At 62.0% G+C, this 15,848-nt stretch carries 13 protein-coding genes and 1 tRNA gene; 8 read left to right on the plus strand and 6 right to left on the minus strand.

Features of this window, described 5'->3' with window-relative positions; all coding sequences use genetic code 11:
* The first annotated feature begins 336 nt into the window (after nucleotides 1-336).
* The gene (locus tag YUO_RS0101800; protein WP_028345758.1) at nucleotides 337-1,569 is read left to right on the plus strand and encodes a glycosyltransferase family 87 protein; all 1,233 of its coding nucleotides are present in this window, start codon (nucleotides 337-339) and stop codon (nucleotides 1,567-1,569) included.
* A 215-nt stretch (nucleotides 1,570-1,784) separates the two neighbouring features.
* Here the strand turns inward: YUO_RS0101800 and YUO_RS0101805 are convergent, their stop codons facing one another.
* The 4 genes from YUO_RS0101805 to YUO_RS0101820 form a co-directional block, all read right to left on the minus strand.
* A complete protein-coding gene (locus tag YUO_RS0101805; RefSeq protein WP_156908440.1) occupies nucleotides 1,785-2,579 on the minus strand; it encodes a hypothetical protein in 795 nt (264 codons plus the stop codon).
* 223 nt (nucleotides 2,580-2,802) lie between these two features.
* Nucleotides 2,803-3,342 carry a DUF992 domain-containing protein gene (locus tag YUO_RS39510; RefSeq protein WP_063830263.1) on the minus strand — a complete coding sequence of 180 codons (540 nt, stop codon included), beginning with the start codon at nucleotides 3,340-3,342 and terminating at the stop codon, nucleotides 2,803-2,805.
* 244 nt (nucleotides 3,343-3,586) lie between these two features.
* On the minus strand, nucleotides 3,587-4,996 hold the full coding sequence (gene glnA, locus YUO_RS0101815) for a type I glutamate--ammonia ligase (RefSeq protein ID WP_028345760.1): 1,410 nt from the start codon (nucleotides 4,994-4,996) through the stop codon (nucleotides 3,587-3,589).
* A 139-nt stretch (nucleotides 4,997-5,135) separates the two neighbouring features.
* Nucleotides 5,136-5,474, minus strand: coding sequence for a P-II family nitrogen regulator (locus YUO_RS0101820; protein WP_027537227.1), 339 nt, complete (start codon nucleotides 5,472-5,474; stop codon nucleotides 5,136-5,138).
* A gap of 412 nt (nucleotides 5,475-5,886) precedes the next feature.
* Here YUO_RS0101820 and YUO_RS0101825 point away from each other — a divergent pair, with 412 nt between their 5' ends.
* From YUO_RS0101825 to YUO_RS39520, 4 genes are all read left to right on the plus strand, one after another.
* Nucleotides 5,887-7,386: a bifunctional ADP-dependent NAD(P)H-hydrate dehydratase/NAD(P)H-hydrate epimerase gene (locus YUO_RS0101825; RefSeq protein ID WP_028345761.1), complete on the plus strand. Its 1,500-nt coding sequence runs from the start codon at nucleotides 5,887-5,889 to the stop codon at nucleotides 7,384-7,386.
* Between the two features lie 187 nt (nucleotides 7,387-7,573).
* Nucleotides 7,574-8,149, plus strand: a complete 576-nt coding sequence (locus YUO_RS39515) for an RNA polymerase sigma factor (protein ID WP_083754429.1) — start codon at nucleotides 7,574-7,576, stop codon at nucleotides 8,147-8,149.
* Nucleotides 8,146-8,970 (plus strand): anti-sigma factor family protein, encoded by an 825-nt coding sequence (locus YUO_RS0101835; RefSeq protein WP_028345762.1) that lies wholly within the window; start codon nucleotides 8,146-8,148, stop codon nucleotides 8,968-8,970. Before YUO_RS39515 ends, YUO_RS0101835 begins: the two co-directional genes overlap by 4 nt.
* Nucleotides 8,971-9,027: 57 nt before the next feature.
* Entirely contained in the window at nucleotides 9,028-9,981 is a 954-nt protein-coding gene (locus tag YUO_RS39520; protein WP_063830264.1) for a DoxX family membrane protein, read from the plus strand.
* 392 nt (nucleotides 9,982-10,373) lie between these two features.
* Here the strand turns inward: YUO_RS39520 and YUO_RS0101845 are convergent, their stop codons facing one another.
* Nucleotides 10,374-11,456 (minus strand): enolase C-terminal domain-like protein, encoded by a 1,083-nt coding sequence (locus YUO_RS0101845; RefSeq protein WP_028345763.1) that lies wholly within the window; start codon nucleotides 11,454-11,456, stop codon nucleotides 10,374-10,376.
* 10 nt (nucleotides 11,457-11,466) lie between these two features.
* Nucleotides 11,467-12,795, minus strand: coding sequence for a multicopper oxidase family protein (locus tag YUO_RS0101850; RefSeq protein WP_156908441.1), 1,329 nt, complete (start codon nucleotides 12,793-12,795; stop codon nucleotides 11,467-11,469).
* Between the two features lie 137 nt (nucleotides 12,796-12,932).
* Between YUO_RS0101850 and YUO_RS0101855 the strand changes: the two genes are divergently transcribed.
* The 3 genes from YUO_RS0101855 to YUO_RS0101865 all read left to right on the plus strand — a co-directional run bounded on the left by YUO_RS0101855 (nucleotide 12,933) and on the right by YUO_RS0101865 (nucleotide 15,472).
* Nucleotides 12,933-13,017, plus strand: a tRNA-Leu gene (locus YUO_RS0101855).
* 170 nt (nucleotides 13,018-13,187) lie between these two features.
* Nucleotides 13,188-14,552, plus strand: coding sequence for a trigger factor (tig, locus tag YUO_RS0101860; RefSeq protein ID WP_028345765.1), 1,365 nt, complete (start codon nucleotides 13,188-13,190; stop codon nucleotides 14,550-14,552).
* Between the two features lie 284 nt (nucleotides 14,553-14,836).
* On the plus strand, nucleotides 14,837-15,472 hold the full coding sequence (locus tag YUO_RS0101865) for an ATP-dependent Clp protease proteolytic subunit (RefSeq protein WP_028345766.1): 636 nt from the start codon (nucleotides 14,837-14,839) through the stop codon (nucleotides 15,470-15,472).
* Nucleotides 15,473-15,848: the final 376 nt, after the last annotated feature.

Below are 15,848 nucleotides of genomic sequence, written 5' to 3' on the forward strand. Positions count from 1 at the left end.
CCTACGTCTTGCGCCTTCCGCGTCCATCGCATCTCACCGCACGTTCGTGACGATCGCGAGCGCCCCTCAATGGGTGAGACGGGCGGAGTTATGCGACTGATTTGCCTCTCGCGTGAAGCGGAATATTTTTGATTCCCGGGCTTGACACGATTTCGGAAAATCCGAAGTGATTTGCCCGTCGTGCCAATTGGTCGCAGCCGCGGCATTGAAATTTCGCTTGGGCGCGTGGCAAATCAGCTTGTGCGCACGGGCCGCGCGAATGCGCGAAGATCATGGCTAGTCGCTAGCTAACTTCCGTGGAATAGATCCTTTACTTTACAGTTGTACTGATCGGCCATGACAACGTTGGGCCACCAGGCACGTGCTTCGGTCTCTGAGAAGGTTTATGCGGTATTCACCGCGGCGGCTGCGGCTATCCTCGCCTTTATCGTCGCACTGGACTTCAAATTAGCGGCGGATCAGTCGTTCTCAACTTTCATCCTCGACCCGGGCGGTTTTCCGGTCGGTCGGGATTTTCTTAACACTTGGATGGGCGGCCGCTCGCTGTTTTCGAGCGGTCCTACGGACTGGTTTGATTCCGACGTCTACATGGCTGCACTGGTCAAGGTGACCGGTATCTCCGATTTAGCACCAATGTACTGGTCGTATCCTCCGCATATTGTGCTCCTTATTTGGCCCTTTGGTTTGCTAGGCTTTTTGCCTTCCTACATCGTTTGGTGCGTAGTCGGGCTCGCGCTCTATGTGTGGGCGGCGGTCGCGAGTGGCGTCGACCGAAAATACTGGCTATTTCTGGCGGTCGCGCCTGCTGTCACCGTGAACGTGTTCTTGGGCCAAAATGGATTTTTGACGGCTGCGCTTTTGATCGGCGGACTGGCAAATCTCGATCGGCGACCGATCATCGCCGGAATCCTGTTCGGCATCCTGACTATCAAGCCGCAATTGGGGCTACTGCTTCCGGTATTGTTGGTATTGGGAGGACACTGGCGCGTCATTAGCTCAGCGGTCGCTACAACGGCGTTGCTCGTCGCCGCGACTGCAATATGGTTCGGGCCGGATATCTGGATACAGTATTGGCAGAAGGTAGCACCGCAGCAGCATGACTTGCTCAACGTCGCCGGTATCAAGGGCTGGCCGATCGTTGCCTCAGCCTTTGTCAACGCTCGCCTTATCGGCCTGTCGGACAGTAGTGCCTGGGTGGTCCAAGCAGTGATATCGGCCTGCGCTTTTGGCGCGGTTGTTTGGACGTTCTGGCGCAAGCGGGATCCGGTGCTCTCACAAGCGCTCTTCGTCACCGCGACCTTCCTGGTTTTGCCTTGGATAACGAACTACGACATGGTCGTGTTCGGATGGATTGTTGCGCTCTTGCGCCAGCGCGGAAACGAAACCGTTGCCGATCAGTGCCTTTCGCTGGCGCTGTGGATGTTGCCCATTCTGATGTTTCCATTGGGCTTTGCGCATATTCCCAGTGCGCTATTCATCCTACCGCTGTTCGCGGCTCGTCTGCTGTGGCGGTTGGCCCATGATAGATCCGAGCGAGCGTCATCAGCCGAGGTGCTGGTTGCAACGTAGTGGCAGGCACTACCGCAAAAACAAAAGGCGCCCGAATGCAGGCGCCTTTCGCATCTTACAACAACGATCCCGGCGGCAAGCCGCCGACTAGCAAGTAGCCCGCATGAGCGCAACGATATGCGGGGAGGGCGGCAATCCCGGGTGTCGCTGCGCTCACCCGGGCTACGCTTGCTGCATTGGAGGTCGTGGCGAAGCGCGATTGCGGTGACGTTGGTTTAACGCAAACCCAAGCTTTGCAGGAGCGACGGTGTCTGGGCATTTTGCACAGCCTGCTCCTGTGCCCGGGGGTCCGGCACGGGCGCGATCTGTACCGGTGCATTTTGCTCTTCCCGGACCCTTGCTCGGGGATGTCGCTGGGACCGGATCTCCGCTCGCGCATTGTGCACGGACCGGGCCCGTCGATGTTTCTTCGTTGGCTGGGCCTGAACTGGGGCACCCTGCGCAACCTGCACTGGGGCAGCTTGCGCGGGCTGTACGGGCACGACCTGTGCCCGTGTATCTTCCTGTGCCCGTGCATCTTCCTGTGCCCGTGCATCTTCCCTGGCCGCCCAGGCTTCGAATTCCTTCAACAAGGATTCGGCCGGTGGTTGACCGGTCACGGTTTGATTCTGATCGGCAGGTTCAGAAGCTGCTGCAATTTCGTCGCGCGCCGACACATCGCTTGTCTTCGGCGGCGAGTCCTGAGTGCTGGCGATTGATTGAACTGCTGGCGCCGACGAATCGGCGTCAGACTGAAGCGCCGGTTTTTCGACCCACATAGCCGTGACGTTCTCAACGAGCGCGACTGGATCTCCCACCGATAGGATCGCGATACCGATCGCTGTCGCCGTTACAGCCCAAATACTCGCCTTGAGGATTCGCGACGAGATAGCCGCTCTGTTCAAAGCCTTCCCGATATCCGGCTGCGCGATTTTTTCGGTATGTTCGGACAGAAAGAGAGGAGAACGATCCGGCGGGAAACCGTCTTTTGTCGCCATTGGCTGATGTCGCCTCTTGTTGTTCTTGTCCACCAGTACGCTGCCAGCGAGGTCTAAAAGCGACAATCACTGCCACGATTTGGGAGAAGTCTTGATTTCAATGGGATTTGGGAACCGCAAGATCACGCGGAAGCCCGGTTAGCGTTGAGCAAGACCGGAAATGAAAACAAAAGGCGCCCGAATGCAGGCGCCTTTCGCATCTTGCAACAATGATCCCGGCGGCAAGCCGCCGACTAGTTCACCGGTGATGATGTCGTCACTGGGGCACGCGGCGTGCGGGCGCGGGCGCGGCGGCCGGCCGCAGCTCCATTGTGGATACGCCTGCCGCAATATTCACGCCTGTCTGCCCCTGCACGGATAGCGGCTGCATCATTACCGTACGGTCCGAGCCTCCGACCAGGACGTTGGCACTCGCTCCGGCGCCGACCGTGCCGCCGGCAGTCGCACCCGTATAGGTTCCCGCCAATGCCGCCCGGCGCAGCGTGGTGGGCGCAAAAATCGCCCAGGCCAACTGGCCGCCGGTCGTGGCACCGATGTCGAGGCCAAGCGTGCTGACGGTACCCTCATAAGCCTCGCGCCCCCTGCCTCTCGATGATGCATAGATACAGCTCAATTGCCGCTGCCCGCCGACAACGAGGCCGACACCGGGCGCGATGTTGCAGGTGAGCGTGCCGACCCTCGTCCGCCCGGTGTCCTGAGCCGTGGCCGGCGGAGCCATGGCGAGGGCGAGCGCCAGAGCGACGCATGTGGTCGCGAGACTATTCAAGGTTGTTCTATTCAAGGTTGCTTTATTCATGGGCGGCGTCCTCCTTCGACGCATTCTGATGGACCCCCTCAACGCGCGGCGACATTGCGAGGTTCCTGCCGGCCTTAGAGCGCTTGCGGCCATATGAGCGGAATTCGCACCGCAGTTGGCCGTATGAGTATGCGAACGAGGCGGCCGAAGCGCCTGATTTTCCTCCGCAAAAACAAAAGGCGCCCCTCGGGACGCCTTTTGCATTGTCGGACGGTGATACTGGCGGCGCGAGCGCCGCGCGCCATCACTGCGAATAATACATCTCGAACTCGACCGGGTGCGGGGTCATTTCGAAGCGCTCGACTTCGGTCATCTTCAGCTCGATGAAGCTGTCGATGAAGTCATCGTCGAACACGCCGCCGTTCTTGAGGAAAGCGCGGTCCTTGTCGAGGTTTTCCAGCGCCTCGCGCAAGGAGCCGCACACGGTCGGGATCTGCTTCAGCTCTTCCTTCGGCAGGTCGTAGAGGTCCTTGTCCATCGCCGGACCCGGATCGATCTTGTTCTTGATGCCGTCGAGGCCGGCCATCAGCATCGCGGCGAAGCCGAGATAGGGGTTGGCCATCGGGTCGGGGAAGCGGACTTCGACGCGCTTGGCCTTCGGGTTCGCCGTATACGGGATGCGGCAGGAGGCCGAGCGGTTGCGCGCGGAGTAGGCGAGCAGCACGGGGGCTTCATAGCCCGGGACCAGGCGCTTGTAGGAGTTGGTCGACGGGTTGGTGAAGGCGTTGATCGCCTTGGCGTGCTTGATGATGCCGCCGATATAGTGGAGGCAGGTCTCCGAGAGGTCGGCATATTTGTTGCCGGCGAACACCGGCTTGCCGTCCTTCCAGATCGATTGGTGGCAGTGCATGCCCGAGCCGTTGTCGCCGTAGACTGGCTTCGGCATGAAGGTGGCGGTCTTGCCGTAGATGTGCGCGACCTGGTGGATGCAGTATTTATAGATCTGCATCTGGTCGGCCATCAGCGTCATGGTGTCGAACTTCATGCCGAGCTCGTGCTGGGCAGAAGCGACTTCGTGGTGATGCTTCTCGACCTTGACGCCCATCTTGGCCATCGCGCCAAGCATTTCCGAGCGCATGTCCTGCACCGAGTCCTGCGGCGGGACCGGGAAGTAACCGGCCTTGGTGCGGATGCGGTGGCCGAGGTTGCCGCCCTCATACTCGGTGTCCGAATTGATCGGCAGTTCCGAGGAATCGAGCTTGAAGCCAGTGTTGTAGGGGGTGGTCTGGTAGCGCACGTCATCGAACACAAAGAATTCGGCTTCCGGTCCGAAGAACACGGTGTCGCCGACGCCCGACGATTTCACCATTGCCTCCGCTTTTTTGGCGATGCCGCGGGGGTCGCGGTTGTAGGGCTCGCCCGTGGTCGGCTCCAGCACATCGCAGACGATGACCATGGTGGTCTCGGCGAAGAACGGGTCGATCGTCGCGGTCACCGGATCGGGCATCAGGCACATGTCGGATTCATTGATCGCCTTCCAGCCGGCGATCGAGGAGCCGTCGAACATCTGGCCTTCGGCAAAGGTGTCCTCTTCGATCATGCTGACGTCGAAGGTCACGTGCTGCCACTTGCCGCGCGGATCGGTGAAGCGCAGATCGACGTATTTTACGTCGTTGTCCTTGATCGATTTCAGGACGTCTTTAGCGGTCTTCATGAATACCCCTTTTGGCTTACGGACGGTTTCCGGAGCGCGACATTTCGCAGACGATCGATTGGACACCGCGAACGAAATCAGGCCGCGGAAGCAGCCCTTTTCTTGTTTTTCAGTCGCAAACTTTCGGATAGCACCCGGCTCAGATAGCGTCCAGCCCGGATTCTCCGGTTCTGATCCGGATCGCTTCCTCGATATTGGAGACGAAGATCTTGCCGTCGCCGATGCGCCCGGTCTGGGCGGCGCGGCGGATCGCGTCGATCGCCTTCTCGACCAACTCGTCCGAAATCACGATCTCGATTTTCACCTTGGGCAGGAAGTCCACGATGTATTCCGCACCGCGGTAGAGCTCGGCGTGTCCCTTCTGCCGGCCGAACCCCTTGGCCTCGGTGACCGTGATGCCCTGCAGTCCGACTTCCTGAAGCGCCTCTTTCACCTCGTCGAGCTTGAATGGCTTGATGATGGCTTCAATCTTCTTCACTGAGCGCCTCCCGGGCATTTCCAAATTGCAGAGTGCAGATAGCTTCGATGTCGCAGCCTGGTGAACTTACCTGGCGCCGTCTGGTTTGATCCTTGCATCCGGCAAAGCCGGAACTGCTACTGATTGCAAAGCCGGAACTGCTCATAATTTGCCGCTGACTGCGACGATCCTGAGCTCGGCTTTCCAACCGGCTTCCTCAAAAGCAGGGTCTATGCCAAGTTGTTAATGCGGCTGATTTCGGAACGTTATCAGACTTTTAACAGGCAAGTGAAAGAGGTCTACCGGCGGCTCGCATGATAGCGAAGCTTACAAAATAGGCAAATCGGTCATTTCGTGTGCAAACGAGGCGAAGCAGGCCACGGGCACCACGGGAATATGCCTTCAGAAAAGGCGGATGGATCGAGGATTCGGCATGGAAGTTTTGACCACGACCGAGATGGAGCGGGCCGACCGGCTGACGATCGCCGGCGGAACGCCTGGCTTCGCGCTGATGATGAGCGCCGGCCAGGCCGTGGCGGAGGCCGCGATGGATCTCGTCGAGGAGGGGCCGATCGTCGTGGTCGCCGGCCGCGGCAACAATGGTGGCGACGGCTTTGTGGCGGCCGCCGAACTCGCCGCACGCGGGCGTGAGGTTTCCGTCATCCTGCTGTGCGAGCGCGACAGCCTGCAGGGGGATGCCGCGCTCGCCGCGCGCGGCTGGAAATATCCGGTGTTGCCGTTCAACCCACAGGCGATCGGCAAGCCGGCCTTGATCGTCGACGCGCTGTTCGGCGCAGGTCTCAACCGTCCGGTCAAGGGCGATCCGCTCGAGATGATCGAGGCGATCAACGCCAACGGTGCGCCGGTGCTGGCCGTCGACCTGCCGAGCGGCATCAACGGCACCACGGGCGCGGTGATGGGCGCAGCAATCAACGCCGCCGAAACCGTGACTTTCTTCCGCCGCAAGCCGGCGCATCTGTTGATGCCCGGGCGCAAGCATTGCGGCCGCGTCCGCGTCGCAGAGATCGGCATCGATGCGCATGTGCTGCAGGAGATGCGGCCGCAGACGTTCGAGAACGTTCCGGAGAGCTGGCGAAAGTCGTTTCCGGTGCCTTCTATCGACGGCCACAAATATGCTCGCGGCCACGCCGTCGTGCTGTCGGGGGAATTGGCGTCGACGGGAGCGGCGCGGCTGGCGGCCCGTGGCGCGCTGCGGGCAGGGGCCGGCCTCGTCACCGTGGCCTCGCCGCGCGATGCGCTCGCCGTCAATGCCGCGGCGCTGACGGCGGTGATGGTTCGCCCCGTCGATAACGTGGTCCAATTCGCCGACCTTGTGGGCGACAGGCGGCTCAATTCCATCGTGATCGGGCCGGGCGCCGGCATCGGCGCGCGGACGCGCGATTTCGTCCATACGGCGCTTTCGACGAAGCGCGGCCTCGTGCTCGACGCCGATGCGCTGACGAGTTTTGCCGAAGCGCCGGAGCGGCTGTTCGAGCAGATCAGGGCGAGCGAGGATCCGCAGGTCGTGCTGACCCCGCATGAGGGCGAGTTTCCGCGCCTGTTCAGCGATATCAGCAACAAGCACCCCGGCCGTTCGAAGCTGGAGCGGGTGCGCGACGCCGCCCAGCGCTCCAGCGCGGTGGTGCTGCTGAAGGGACCGGACACGGTAGTGGCTTCGCCCGACGGGCGCGCCAGCATCGCCTCCAACGCGCCGCCCTGGCTCGCGACGGCGGGGGCCGGCGATGTGTTGGCCGGCATGATCGCGGGGCTGCTGGCGCAAGGCGTGCCGGCCTATGAAGCCGCCTGCATCGGCGTCTGGATGCACGGCGAAGCCGCGGGCGAGGCGGGGCCGGGCCTGATCGCGGAAGACCTTTCGGAAGTGCTGCCCGCCGTGTTCCGCCGGCTCTATGACGAGTTCGGGGTTGAGTACTAGCTCACCCGCCCGAGCTCTGAAGCTCGATCGCGATCACGAGCTGCCGTTGTTGATCTCAGTGTTGGTGTCATTCTTCTATTCTTCACGAATTTGTGAATCTGGGCCGGCGGAGGATTTGTCCGCGTCGTCGTCGTAACTTCAGAATTCACACGCGGCGAGCCGCGAAGACGGCAGGGGACGACGGCGAGTGAACGACGGCGGCAAGCGACGACGGTTTGAGGCGCTGGCAAGACCAGAACTCGATGCGCTGTTTCGTACAGCTCGGCGGATGACGGGCGATGCGGGGTTGGCTCAGGATCTTGTGCAGGATACCTGCCTCAAAGCCTACAAGGCGTTTTCGCTGGACGATGAACCCCGACAGATCCGACCTTGGCTTTTCCGCATCCTCATCAACGGTGTGGTTGATCATGCACGCCACCGCAAGCGGGAGGCTTTCGGAACGCACAACGCCGAATTGATAGCGGCAGCTCAGGCCGATCTTGAGCTTCATTCCCGGCCGGACCGCGCCCTCACAAGCCGCGAGACGGGACGCGCCATCGAGGCGGCGCTCGCAGCGTTGCCAATCGATCTGCGCGCCGTTGCCATCCTCGTCCTTGTCGAAGAGGCGTCCTACGCCGACACGGCGGCGGCCCTCTCGATTACCGACGATCTCGTGCGTTCGCGATTGTCCCGCGCTCGCGACCTGCTGCGGCAACACCTCGCCGAGCATAACGACACGGTCGCGGCGCAAGCAGTCCAGCACCTCAAGCGAGGTCTTGAATGACGATGCACCCAACAGACACGACTGCCTGCGACAGACTCCGCATAGTCATCGGCGCCTTTGTCGATGGAGAGGCGGATGAGGTGGAAGCCAGCGACGTTCGCACGCATCTGCGCACCTGCGCTTCTTGCCGCGCGTTGGCGCATGATCTCTCGACGATCAATCAGTTCTCGAGCGCGCTCTCCGAGGAGCGCGCGCCAGAGCATCTGTGGCCGGGTATCGCGGCTCGGCTGGAGCAGGCCGATGCGACGGATCCCGCACGACGGGCACGTCCGGTTTGGCGTATGGCCGCGATTGCTTGTGCAGTTCTGATCACAACATTTGTGATCGTCGTGTCGATGCTGCCGAACCGCGATGTCGTGCAAGCGTCCGTCGAGGACTTCATTACCTATCGCGCCAAGGGCTGGACCGTCGATCTTGCCGCCCGTGACGGCCGGACGGTGACCGAGTGGGCGCAGGCGCGCGTGCCCTTCGCTGTGCCGCCGGTGACGGATCGGATTGGCGTGTTCGAGGTCGGCGGCGTGCGGCTCTGCTGGCTGCTGGAGCGGCGCCTGCTCGGCGTCACTTACGAGACAGGCGATGATCGCGCAGTGCTTTATGTCATGGAAGCCGGTGGACTATCGCTGCCGCAACCGGATCGGGTGATCGGTGGCAATCGCCACGTGGCGGTGGCGCAGCACAAGGGTCATGGCGTGGCTGTCTGGACTGAAAACGATCTCGTGTTCGTTCTGGTCGCCGCTGAGCCTGTGTTTGATCGCATCTTGGAGTTAGCCGCTCAATCCATGCCCAAGCACGTTCGAATTGCCGCTCAGCATCCAGGCTGAACCAGCTCTTTCCCTCTCGTCGCATCGATCTCCAACCAAGGACAGGAGTTTTCCGGAATGTTCACCTTCGCCAATCCACAATCATCGACCGCGCAGGCGCAGATCGCGCTTGCGCTCCGCGTGGGCCTCGGTCTCGTCTTTATTGCCGGCGGGATCGCCAAGCTGGAGCGCCTGCTCACGCCCATGAAAGCCAAGGGGATCGTCGACCAGTATGTCGGGCCGCTCGGCTACATCAACCAGACCTTTCTTGATTGGCTGTTTGCGAGTCCTCTCGGAATGGTACTCACGCCGTGGAACTTCCTCACCGTGCTGTCGGCCTTCGAACTGATCTCCGGTGTTATGCTGGTGATCGGCCTGATGGTGCGGCCGCTCAGTGCATTATGGGCATTGCTGCTGTGGAGTTTCGTGGTCTCGTTGCCGGTCGTGACGACGCCGGGTGTGGCTTTAACGGCGAAAACCTATCAGTCGCCAGCCGAGTTCATCCAGATCCGCGACATCGCGCTCTCCGGCTTCTTCTTCGTTCTATACAATCTTGGTTCCGGCGCTCGCAGCATGGACGCGGGCCGCTACCTCATGCCTGAGACGCTTGGCCGTGACTGGGAACCCATGGGCCTGCTGCTACGCGTATCGCTCGGTGCCGTATTTCTCGTGGGCGGCCTTTTTGCAGGCTACGACAACATCATTACCTTCGGAGCACCGGGCTGGCTGCTGGCCATCATTGGCCTCGGCCTCATTGCAGGGGTCGGCGAGCGGTGGTTCGCGACGGCGGCTTGCGCGGTATTGCTGTGGTTCATGCTGACGAAGCTCCTTGCCGCGACCGGCGTCATCGCGTTCTTCAACGGGGTGAAGCGCGAGTTTGCGCTCCTGGCGGCGGCTGGAGCCATCGCCGCCTTCGGCGGCGGCAGCCTCTTCACGCTCGGCAAGATACAGGCTGCACTCGCCGGCTGGCGGGCCACATATTTTGGAGGTCGAGCCGAGCCTGCCCGGTCAGGTCACCGGCCTACGGCATGATCCCGGCCAAGATGTGCAGCGTCGCTGATACTGCACATCTTCTATGCGACGAAACGGTCACCAAACTTCGGTAGGTCGCTGGGTGAGCGCGCGCAGGTCGCCTCTGTCCTGGAGCGCGCCCGATGCGCCGCGAGCCGGCCGCTTTCGATGCGCAGGATATCTGCTCTCAAGTGCAGTCGCGGTTGAGGCCGCGCGGCACTTTTGCTCACAAAGCCGAGATGCTTCTCGATGAAGTTCGTGATTGTCTACGAATAGTTTGTTGCAATGCATGAGTCTCTGTTGGCACACCGCGTCATTTCGCTGCGCTGCGTAATTTGGCCGCTATCGGGGCATAGCGGACTTTGGCAAGCCGACCGCGCGGCGGGTTTATGGTGTTCACCGCCTAGTCGTAATCAGACGAGATATTTCGCAACGGCGCGCTCATCCCATTCCAGCCCCAGGCCAGGCCCTCGCGCAGTCAACGTGCCGTCGATGATCTCGGCCGGCTGGGCGAGGATGACGCGGGCAAAATCGAGGAACTCCAGCCAGTGTGCCGTGGGCGTCACTGCCAATACGTGCGCGCTGGCTTCGGCGAAGAGATGGCTCGACATCGGGATGTTGGCGGCGTGCGCCTGGGCGGCAACCTGCAGCCAGCCGGTGACACCGCCGCACTTCATCAGATCGGGCATGATGAAATCGCTGGCGCCTAGCGCGATCGCTTCGGCAAAGCCGCGCGGGAACCACCAGTTCTCGCCGGCCTGAATCGGCGTCGGCGAAGTCTCGCGGACCTTGGCGTGTCCCGAGAGGTTTTCCTGCGGCACGGGCTCTTCGATCCAGTGCAGATCGTAGGGCGCGAGGCGAGCGATACGGCGCGCGGCTTCCGCGGGATCGAGCGACTGGTTGAAGTCGATCATCAGCGCGATGTCGGGGCCGATGAGGGCGCGCACGCCCTTGACCACGCGCTCGTCATTGGCGGCATTGCCGTCGCCGCCCTTGATCTTGATGCCGCGAAATCCTTGTTCGAGCGAGCGGCGCAGCGCTCTTTCGTCCGCCACCGGATCGACCACGCCATAGCTGTCATAGGCCCGGATCGGTTTTGGCGACCCGCCGAGCAGTTCAACCACCGGCTTGCCGGCCAACTGGCCGAGCGCGTCCCAGTAGGCCATGTCGAGGCCGGATACCGCCATGCCGACCAGGCCCTGCCAGCCGAGCAGGCGGAATTTTGCGTCCATTGCCGCCATCAGATCGTAGGGCGCAACCGGCTGGCCTACGAGTTCGCGCCCGATCTCCTCGATCAGGTGCACCAGTGGCTTTAGCGTCAGCTTGCTGTAGGCGAAAATGTAGGAGCGGCCGGTAACGCCCCGATCGGTCTCGACATCGATCAGGACCAGCGGGCCGACATCGATCACGCCAAAGGCGTTCTTCACCGGGCGGGCGAGCGGCACGACGAGCGCTCGCGCCTTGACGCTGCGGATGGCGGGAACCGGCTTGCTCATGGCGTGCTCCTCATTCGACTGCGTACCATCGCACCAGGTGCGGTGCCGCCCAGTCGGTGGCGACGGATTCGATTAGCCAGCGGCCGGCATGCTCGGCGGCAAAGGCGATGCGTTGGGTCTGGCCGGGCTCGATCGCCAGCGTATCAAGCCAGAACGGCTTCCAGCCGTCGTCGAGCCGGTCCAGCAGGCGGAAATGATGGCCGTGGAGGTGGAAAACGGTGGCGACCGCGGCGCGGTTGGTGAGCGCCAGCACCACGGTGCGGCCTTTCCGGGCGCGGAAGGCGGGCGGAGCACTCACGGCAAAATTGGCTGGCGCCATCCAGTCGCCGGAAGGTCCGCCCAGCACAACATCGATCCGGACGGCCCCCTTGAGGTCGAGCCGCTCGGGCAGGCCGTTGGAGGGCAGCGGCGGTGCGGGCGGCAGCGGGGCCGGGCGGGCCGGCGGTTCGTTGGAGACAGTAAGTTTGCCGATCGGGCGGGCTTCCTTGCCATCATGCAGCAGGATCGCATGGGTCGTGCCTACTGAGGCGGTCAAATCGATGAAGGCGTCGACCCGCCCGCCCGGCGCCAGTACCAGCGCGCCATTGCGGGCCGGGAACGGCTCCGAGGGCTGGCTGTCGATGGCCATGACCCGGACCTCGAGCCCTTCCAGTTTGATAGCCATAACAGAGCGGTGGCAGCCGCTGATGATGCGGAGCCTGATCCGTTCGTTGCTCCGACCTGAGAGTTCGAGTGAAGTCCGGCCGTTAATCGTATGGAGGGGTGCGGTGTCCTTCGGATCGATTCCCGGCGCGATCGCTGTTCCATCGGGCCTTGCCTGCCAGTCCTCGATCAGGAGCACTTCATCGCGGTCGATGGCGACCTGCTCGGTTTCGCGAACGATCAACGGCCGTGCCCGCGTTGGTTGTGCCTGTCGATCGCCAAGCAGCCCGGGGTCGCAGAGGAAGGTCCCGGCGTGGCGCAGGGGAAGCTGCAAGGTGGCCTTGCCACCGCTTGTGAGGGCTCCGCGCGCCGTGAGGGGGGCGTGAGCCGGAATGCCGTCCATACCCCGCCAGTTGAGGACGACCGGCACTGGCAGCTCATTGGCAAAGGCGATCTCGGCCGTCTCGCCGCGCTTGAAGGTGAGGTCGGGTCCTTGCAGCGACCAGACCGGCGCGGCCGTACCGCCCGGCCGGAGTGCGAGAGTCTCCGGCGTGGCCTGTAACGTCAGCGGGGGACGTGTCTGGGCTGCGCCGGACGCCGGCCATGTCGGGGCCAGCGCGGCGGCGCCCAGCCCGGCCAGCAGTTCGCGTCGATCTAGCGTTGATTTGGGGCTTGCCATCGGACCAATGTGGACCATTTTCTGATGTGCCTGTCCTAGCTGTGACGCCTTGCCCCGGGGCTGTCAAAAAGGGCCATTTTTTTGCTGCGGAGGTGTAGGCTCATGTTATAAGCCCGCCGCCCGCGGCATCGCGGCCGGGTATGGATGCTTTTCACGCGGGCGTGGCGGAACTGGTAGACGCGCTGGATTTAGGTTCCAGTGACGAAAGTTGTGGGGGTTCGAGTCCCTCCGCCCGCACCAAGCGCTCTATCCAAGCGTTTGCATGACGAATACTGGAGGGCTTGCCTCCCCCTTTGGGGGAGCCAGGGTCAGCCGAACCACCGGCGCAGGGCTGCAAGGCTTGCGCGTCGAACAAAATTAGACACTGCCGCGGCCGCTTGGCCCGGCGCAAGCGGAAGAAGATTGACACCATGCAGGTCACCGAAACCCTCGCCGAGGGATTGAAGCACGAGTTCAAGGTCAGCGTTCCCGCATCGGACCTCGATGCCAAGGCGGATGCCAAGCTGGTCGACCTCAAGGACAAGGTGAAGCTCAATGGCTTCCGTCCCGGCAAGGTGCCGGTGAGCCATCTGAAGAAGGTGTATGGCCGCTCGGTGATGGCCGAGACCATCGACCAGACCATCCGCGACACTAACACGCAGATCTTCACCGATCGCGGTTTCCGCCTCGCGACCGAGCCCAAGATCACGTTGCCGACCGAGCAGAAAGAGGTCGAGGAACTGCTCGCGGGCAAGAGCGACCTGACCTACACGGTGGCGATCGAGGTCGTGCCGACGATCCAGCTCGCCGATTTCAAGACCTTCTCGGTGGAGAAGCCGGTGGTCGACGTGACCGACGCCGAAGTCGATGAGGCGATCAAGCGCATCGCCGACCAGAACCGTCCCTATGCGGCCAAGACCGAGGGCGCCAAGGCCGAAACCGGCGATCGCGTCACCATCAACTTCAAGGGCTCTATCAACGGCACGCCGTTCGACGGCGGTACCGGCGAGGGCATCCAGGTCGTGATCGGCGCCGGGCAGTTCATTCCGGGCTTTGAGGAACAGCTTGTCGGCATCGGGGCCGGTGAAACCCGCACGCTGAAAGTGTCGTTCCCGAAGAATTACGCCAGCGAGAAGCTCGCCGGCCAGCCGGCCGAGTTCGAGACCACGGCAACCCTGATCGAAGCCCCAGGCGAGACTGAGATCAACGACGAGTTTGCAAAAACGCTCGGCCTGGAATCGCTCGACAAGCTGAAGGAGGCCGCGCGCGAGCGGCTGGTTGCCGAGTTCGCCGGCGCCACGCGCCAGCGCGTCAAGCGCGCGCTGCTCGACCGTCTCGACGACAGCCACAAATTCGAGGCGCCGCCGTCGCTGATCGAGGAAGAGTTCAACCTGATGTGGAACTCGATCAAGGCCGAGATGGAATCCTCCGGCAAGACTTTTGCCGACGAGGACACCACCGAAGAGGCGGCCAAGGAAGAGTACAAGAAGATCGCCGACCGCCGCGTCCGGCTTGGCCTCGTGCTGTCGGAGATCGGGGAGAAGAACAAGATCACCGTGACCGATGACGAAGTCAGCCGCGCGGTGATCGAGCGGGCGCGATCGATGCCCGGCCGCGAGAAGGAGGTCTGGGACTACTATCGCAACAATGCCAATGCGCTGGCCCAGCTTCGTGCGCCGATTTATGAAGACAAGGTGGTCGATTTCATCCTTGAACTCGCCAACGTGACCGAAAAGAAGGTGTCGCGCGAGGACCTGTTCAAGGACAACGAGGCCGACGAGAAGAGCGCGGCCTGATCGATTTGGTCAGGCCGCCATTAATGATGAACGGCGATAGCGGCGTGGTGACGGCACCCGTCGCTATGAGACCGGCTGCGAATCAGTTTGAACTTCTCTCATTCGGCTCCGCAATTGCCCGGCCTTGTCGCCAGGAAATTGGCTCATATCTGTTCTGCGAGCGGCTTATGCGAGTTGTGAGTTGAAGTCCTGCATCACGGGACGTTCGTCCGCGCGGCAATCACGCTGCCTTGCCGATGGATGTTCGTTCCCGCTTATTCTCTATCCGAACCCTTGGGTGATTTATGCGCGATCCCGTTGAAACCTACATGAACCTCGTTCCGATGGTGGTCGAGCAGACCAACCGCGGCGAACGCGCCTACGACATTTTCTCGCGGCTTCTGAAGGAGCGCATCATCTTCGTGACCGGTCCGGTCGAAGACGGCATGTCGACGCTCGTCGTCGCCCAGCTTCTGTTCCTCGAGGCGGAGAATCCGAAGAAGGAAATCTCGATGTACATCAACTCGCCCGGCGGCGTGGTGACATCGGGGCTTGCGATCTACGACACTATGCAATTCATCCGTCCGCCGGTGTCGACGCTTTGCACCGGGCAGGCAGCCTCGATGGGTTCGCTGTTGCTCGCGGCTGGTGAAAAGGACATGCGCTTCTCGCTGCCCAATTCGCGCATCATGGTGCATCAGCCTTCCGGCGGCTTCCAGGGCCAGGCCACCGACATCATGCTGCATGCGCAAGAGATCCTGAATCTCAAGAAGCGCCTCAACGAAATCTACGTGAAGCACACCGGCCAGACCTACAAGGCGATCGAGGACGCGCTGGAGCGCGACAAATTCCTGACCGCCGACATGGCGCACGACTTTGGTATCGTCGACAAGGTGATCGACAAGCGCCCCGAAGAAGTGACGCCGGTGAGGGTCCCGTAAGGATACGGATCGCGACACCCCGCGTTGACCTTAACGGTTGGTTGAATCGGCAAATATGGCCGAAAGCCGCGTCTATGCCCCCGTGTAGGCCGAAAGTTCCGCTTTCGTGCCGGTTTTGCGGCGTGACAATACCGCAACGCTCGGTCGATTTCGTGAACTTCTCCCCGTGCGAACGCCACAAATCACGGTATTGTCACGGGTAGCCAAACCGGCCCCGATTAGCGAATTCTTGATAGTCGGGTGTCAGCATGGTTGGCTGTGTGAGATGCGTTAAGATCGCGGGGGATTGTGGAAGCCGTGATTCGCACGGTGGGTAATTGAGTTGGGGTCTTTTCTGGTACGGAATTTGCTCTATCTACCTTCAGGTCCGGTGCAG

The sequence above is a fragment of the Bradyrhizobium murdochi genome (assembly GCF_000472965.1).
In the GTDB taxonomy this organism is placed as follows: domain Bacteria; phylum Pseudomonadota; class Alphaproteobacteria; order Rhizobiales; family Xanthobacteraceae; genus Bradyrhizobium; species Bradyrhizobium murdochi.

Coding starts and splice junctions, on each gene's coding strand:
- YUO_RS0101800 (WP_028345758.1), top strand. CDS start 337: ATGACAACGTTGGGCCACCAGGCACGTGCTTCGGTCTCTGAGAAGGTT.
- YUO_RS39510 (WP_063830263.1), bottom strand. CDS start 3,342: ATGAATAAAGCAACCTTGAATAGAACAACCTTGAATAGTCTCGCGACC.
- glnA (WP_028345760.1), bottom strand. CDS start 4,996: ATGAAGACCGCTAAAGACGTCCTGAAATCGATCAAGGACAACGACGTA.
- YUO_RS0101825 (WP_028345761.1), top strand. CDS start 5,887: ATGGAAGTTTTGACCACGACCGAGATGGAGCGGGCCGACCGGCTGACG.
- YUO_RS0101835 (WP_028345762.1), top strand. CDS start 8,146: ATGACGATGCACCCAACAGACACGACTGCCTGCGACAGACTCCGCATA.
- YUO_RS39520 (WP_063830264.1), top strand. CDS start 9,028: ATGTTCACCTTCGCCAATCCACAATCATCGACCGCGCAGGCGCAGATC.
- YUO_RS0101845 (WP_028345763.1), bottom strand. CDS start 11,456: ATGAGCAAGCCGGTTCCCGCCATCCGCAGCGTCAAGGCGCGAGCGCTC.
- YUO_RS0101850 (WP_156908441.1), bottom strand. CDS start 12,795: ATGGTCCACATTGGTCCGATGGCAAGCCCCAAATCAACGCTAGATCGA.
- tig (WP_028345765.1), top strand. CDS start 13,188: ATGCAGGTCACCGAAACCCTCGCCGAGGGATTGAAGCACGAGTTCAAG.
- YUO_RS0101865 (WP_028345766.1), top strand. CDS start 14,837: ATGCGCGATCCCGTTGAAACCTACATGAACCTCGTTCCGATGGTGGTC.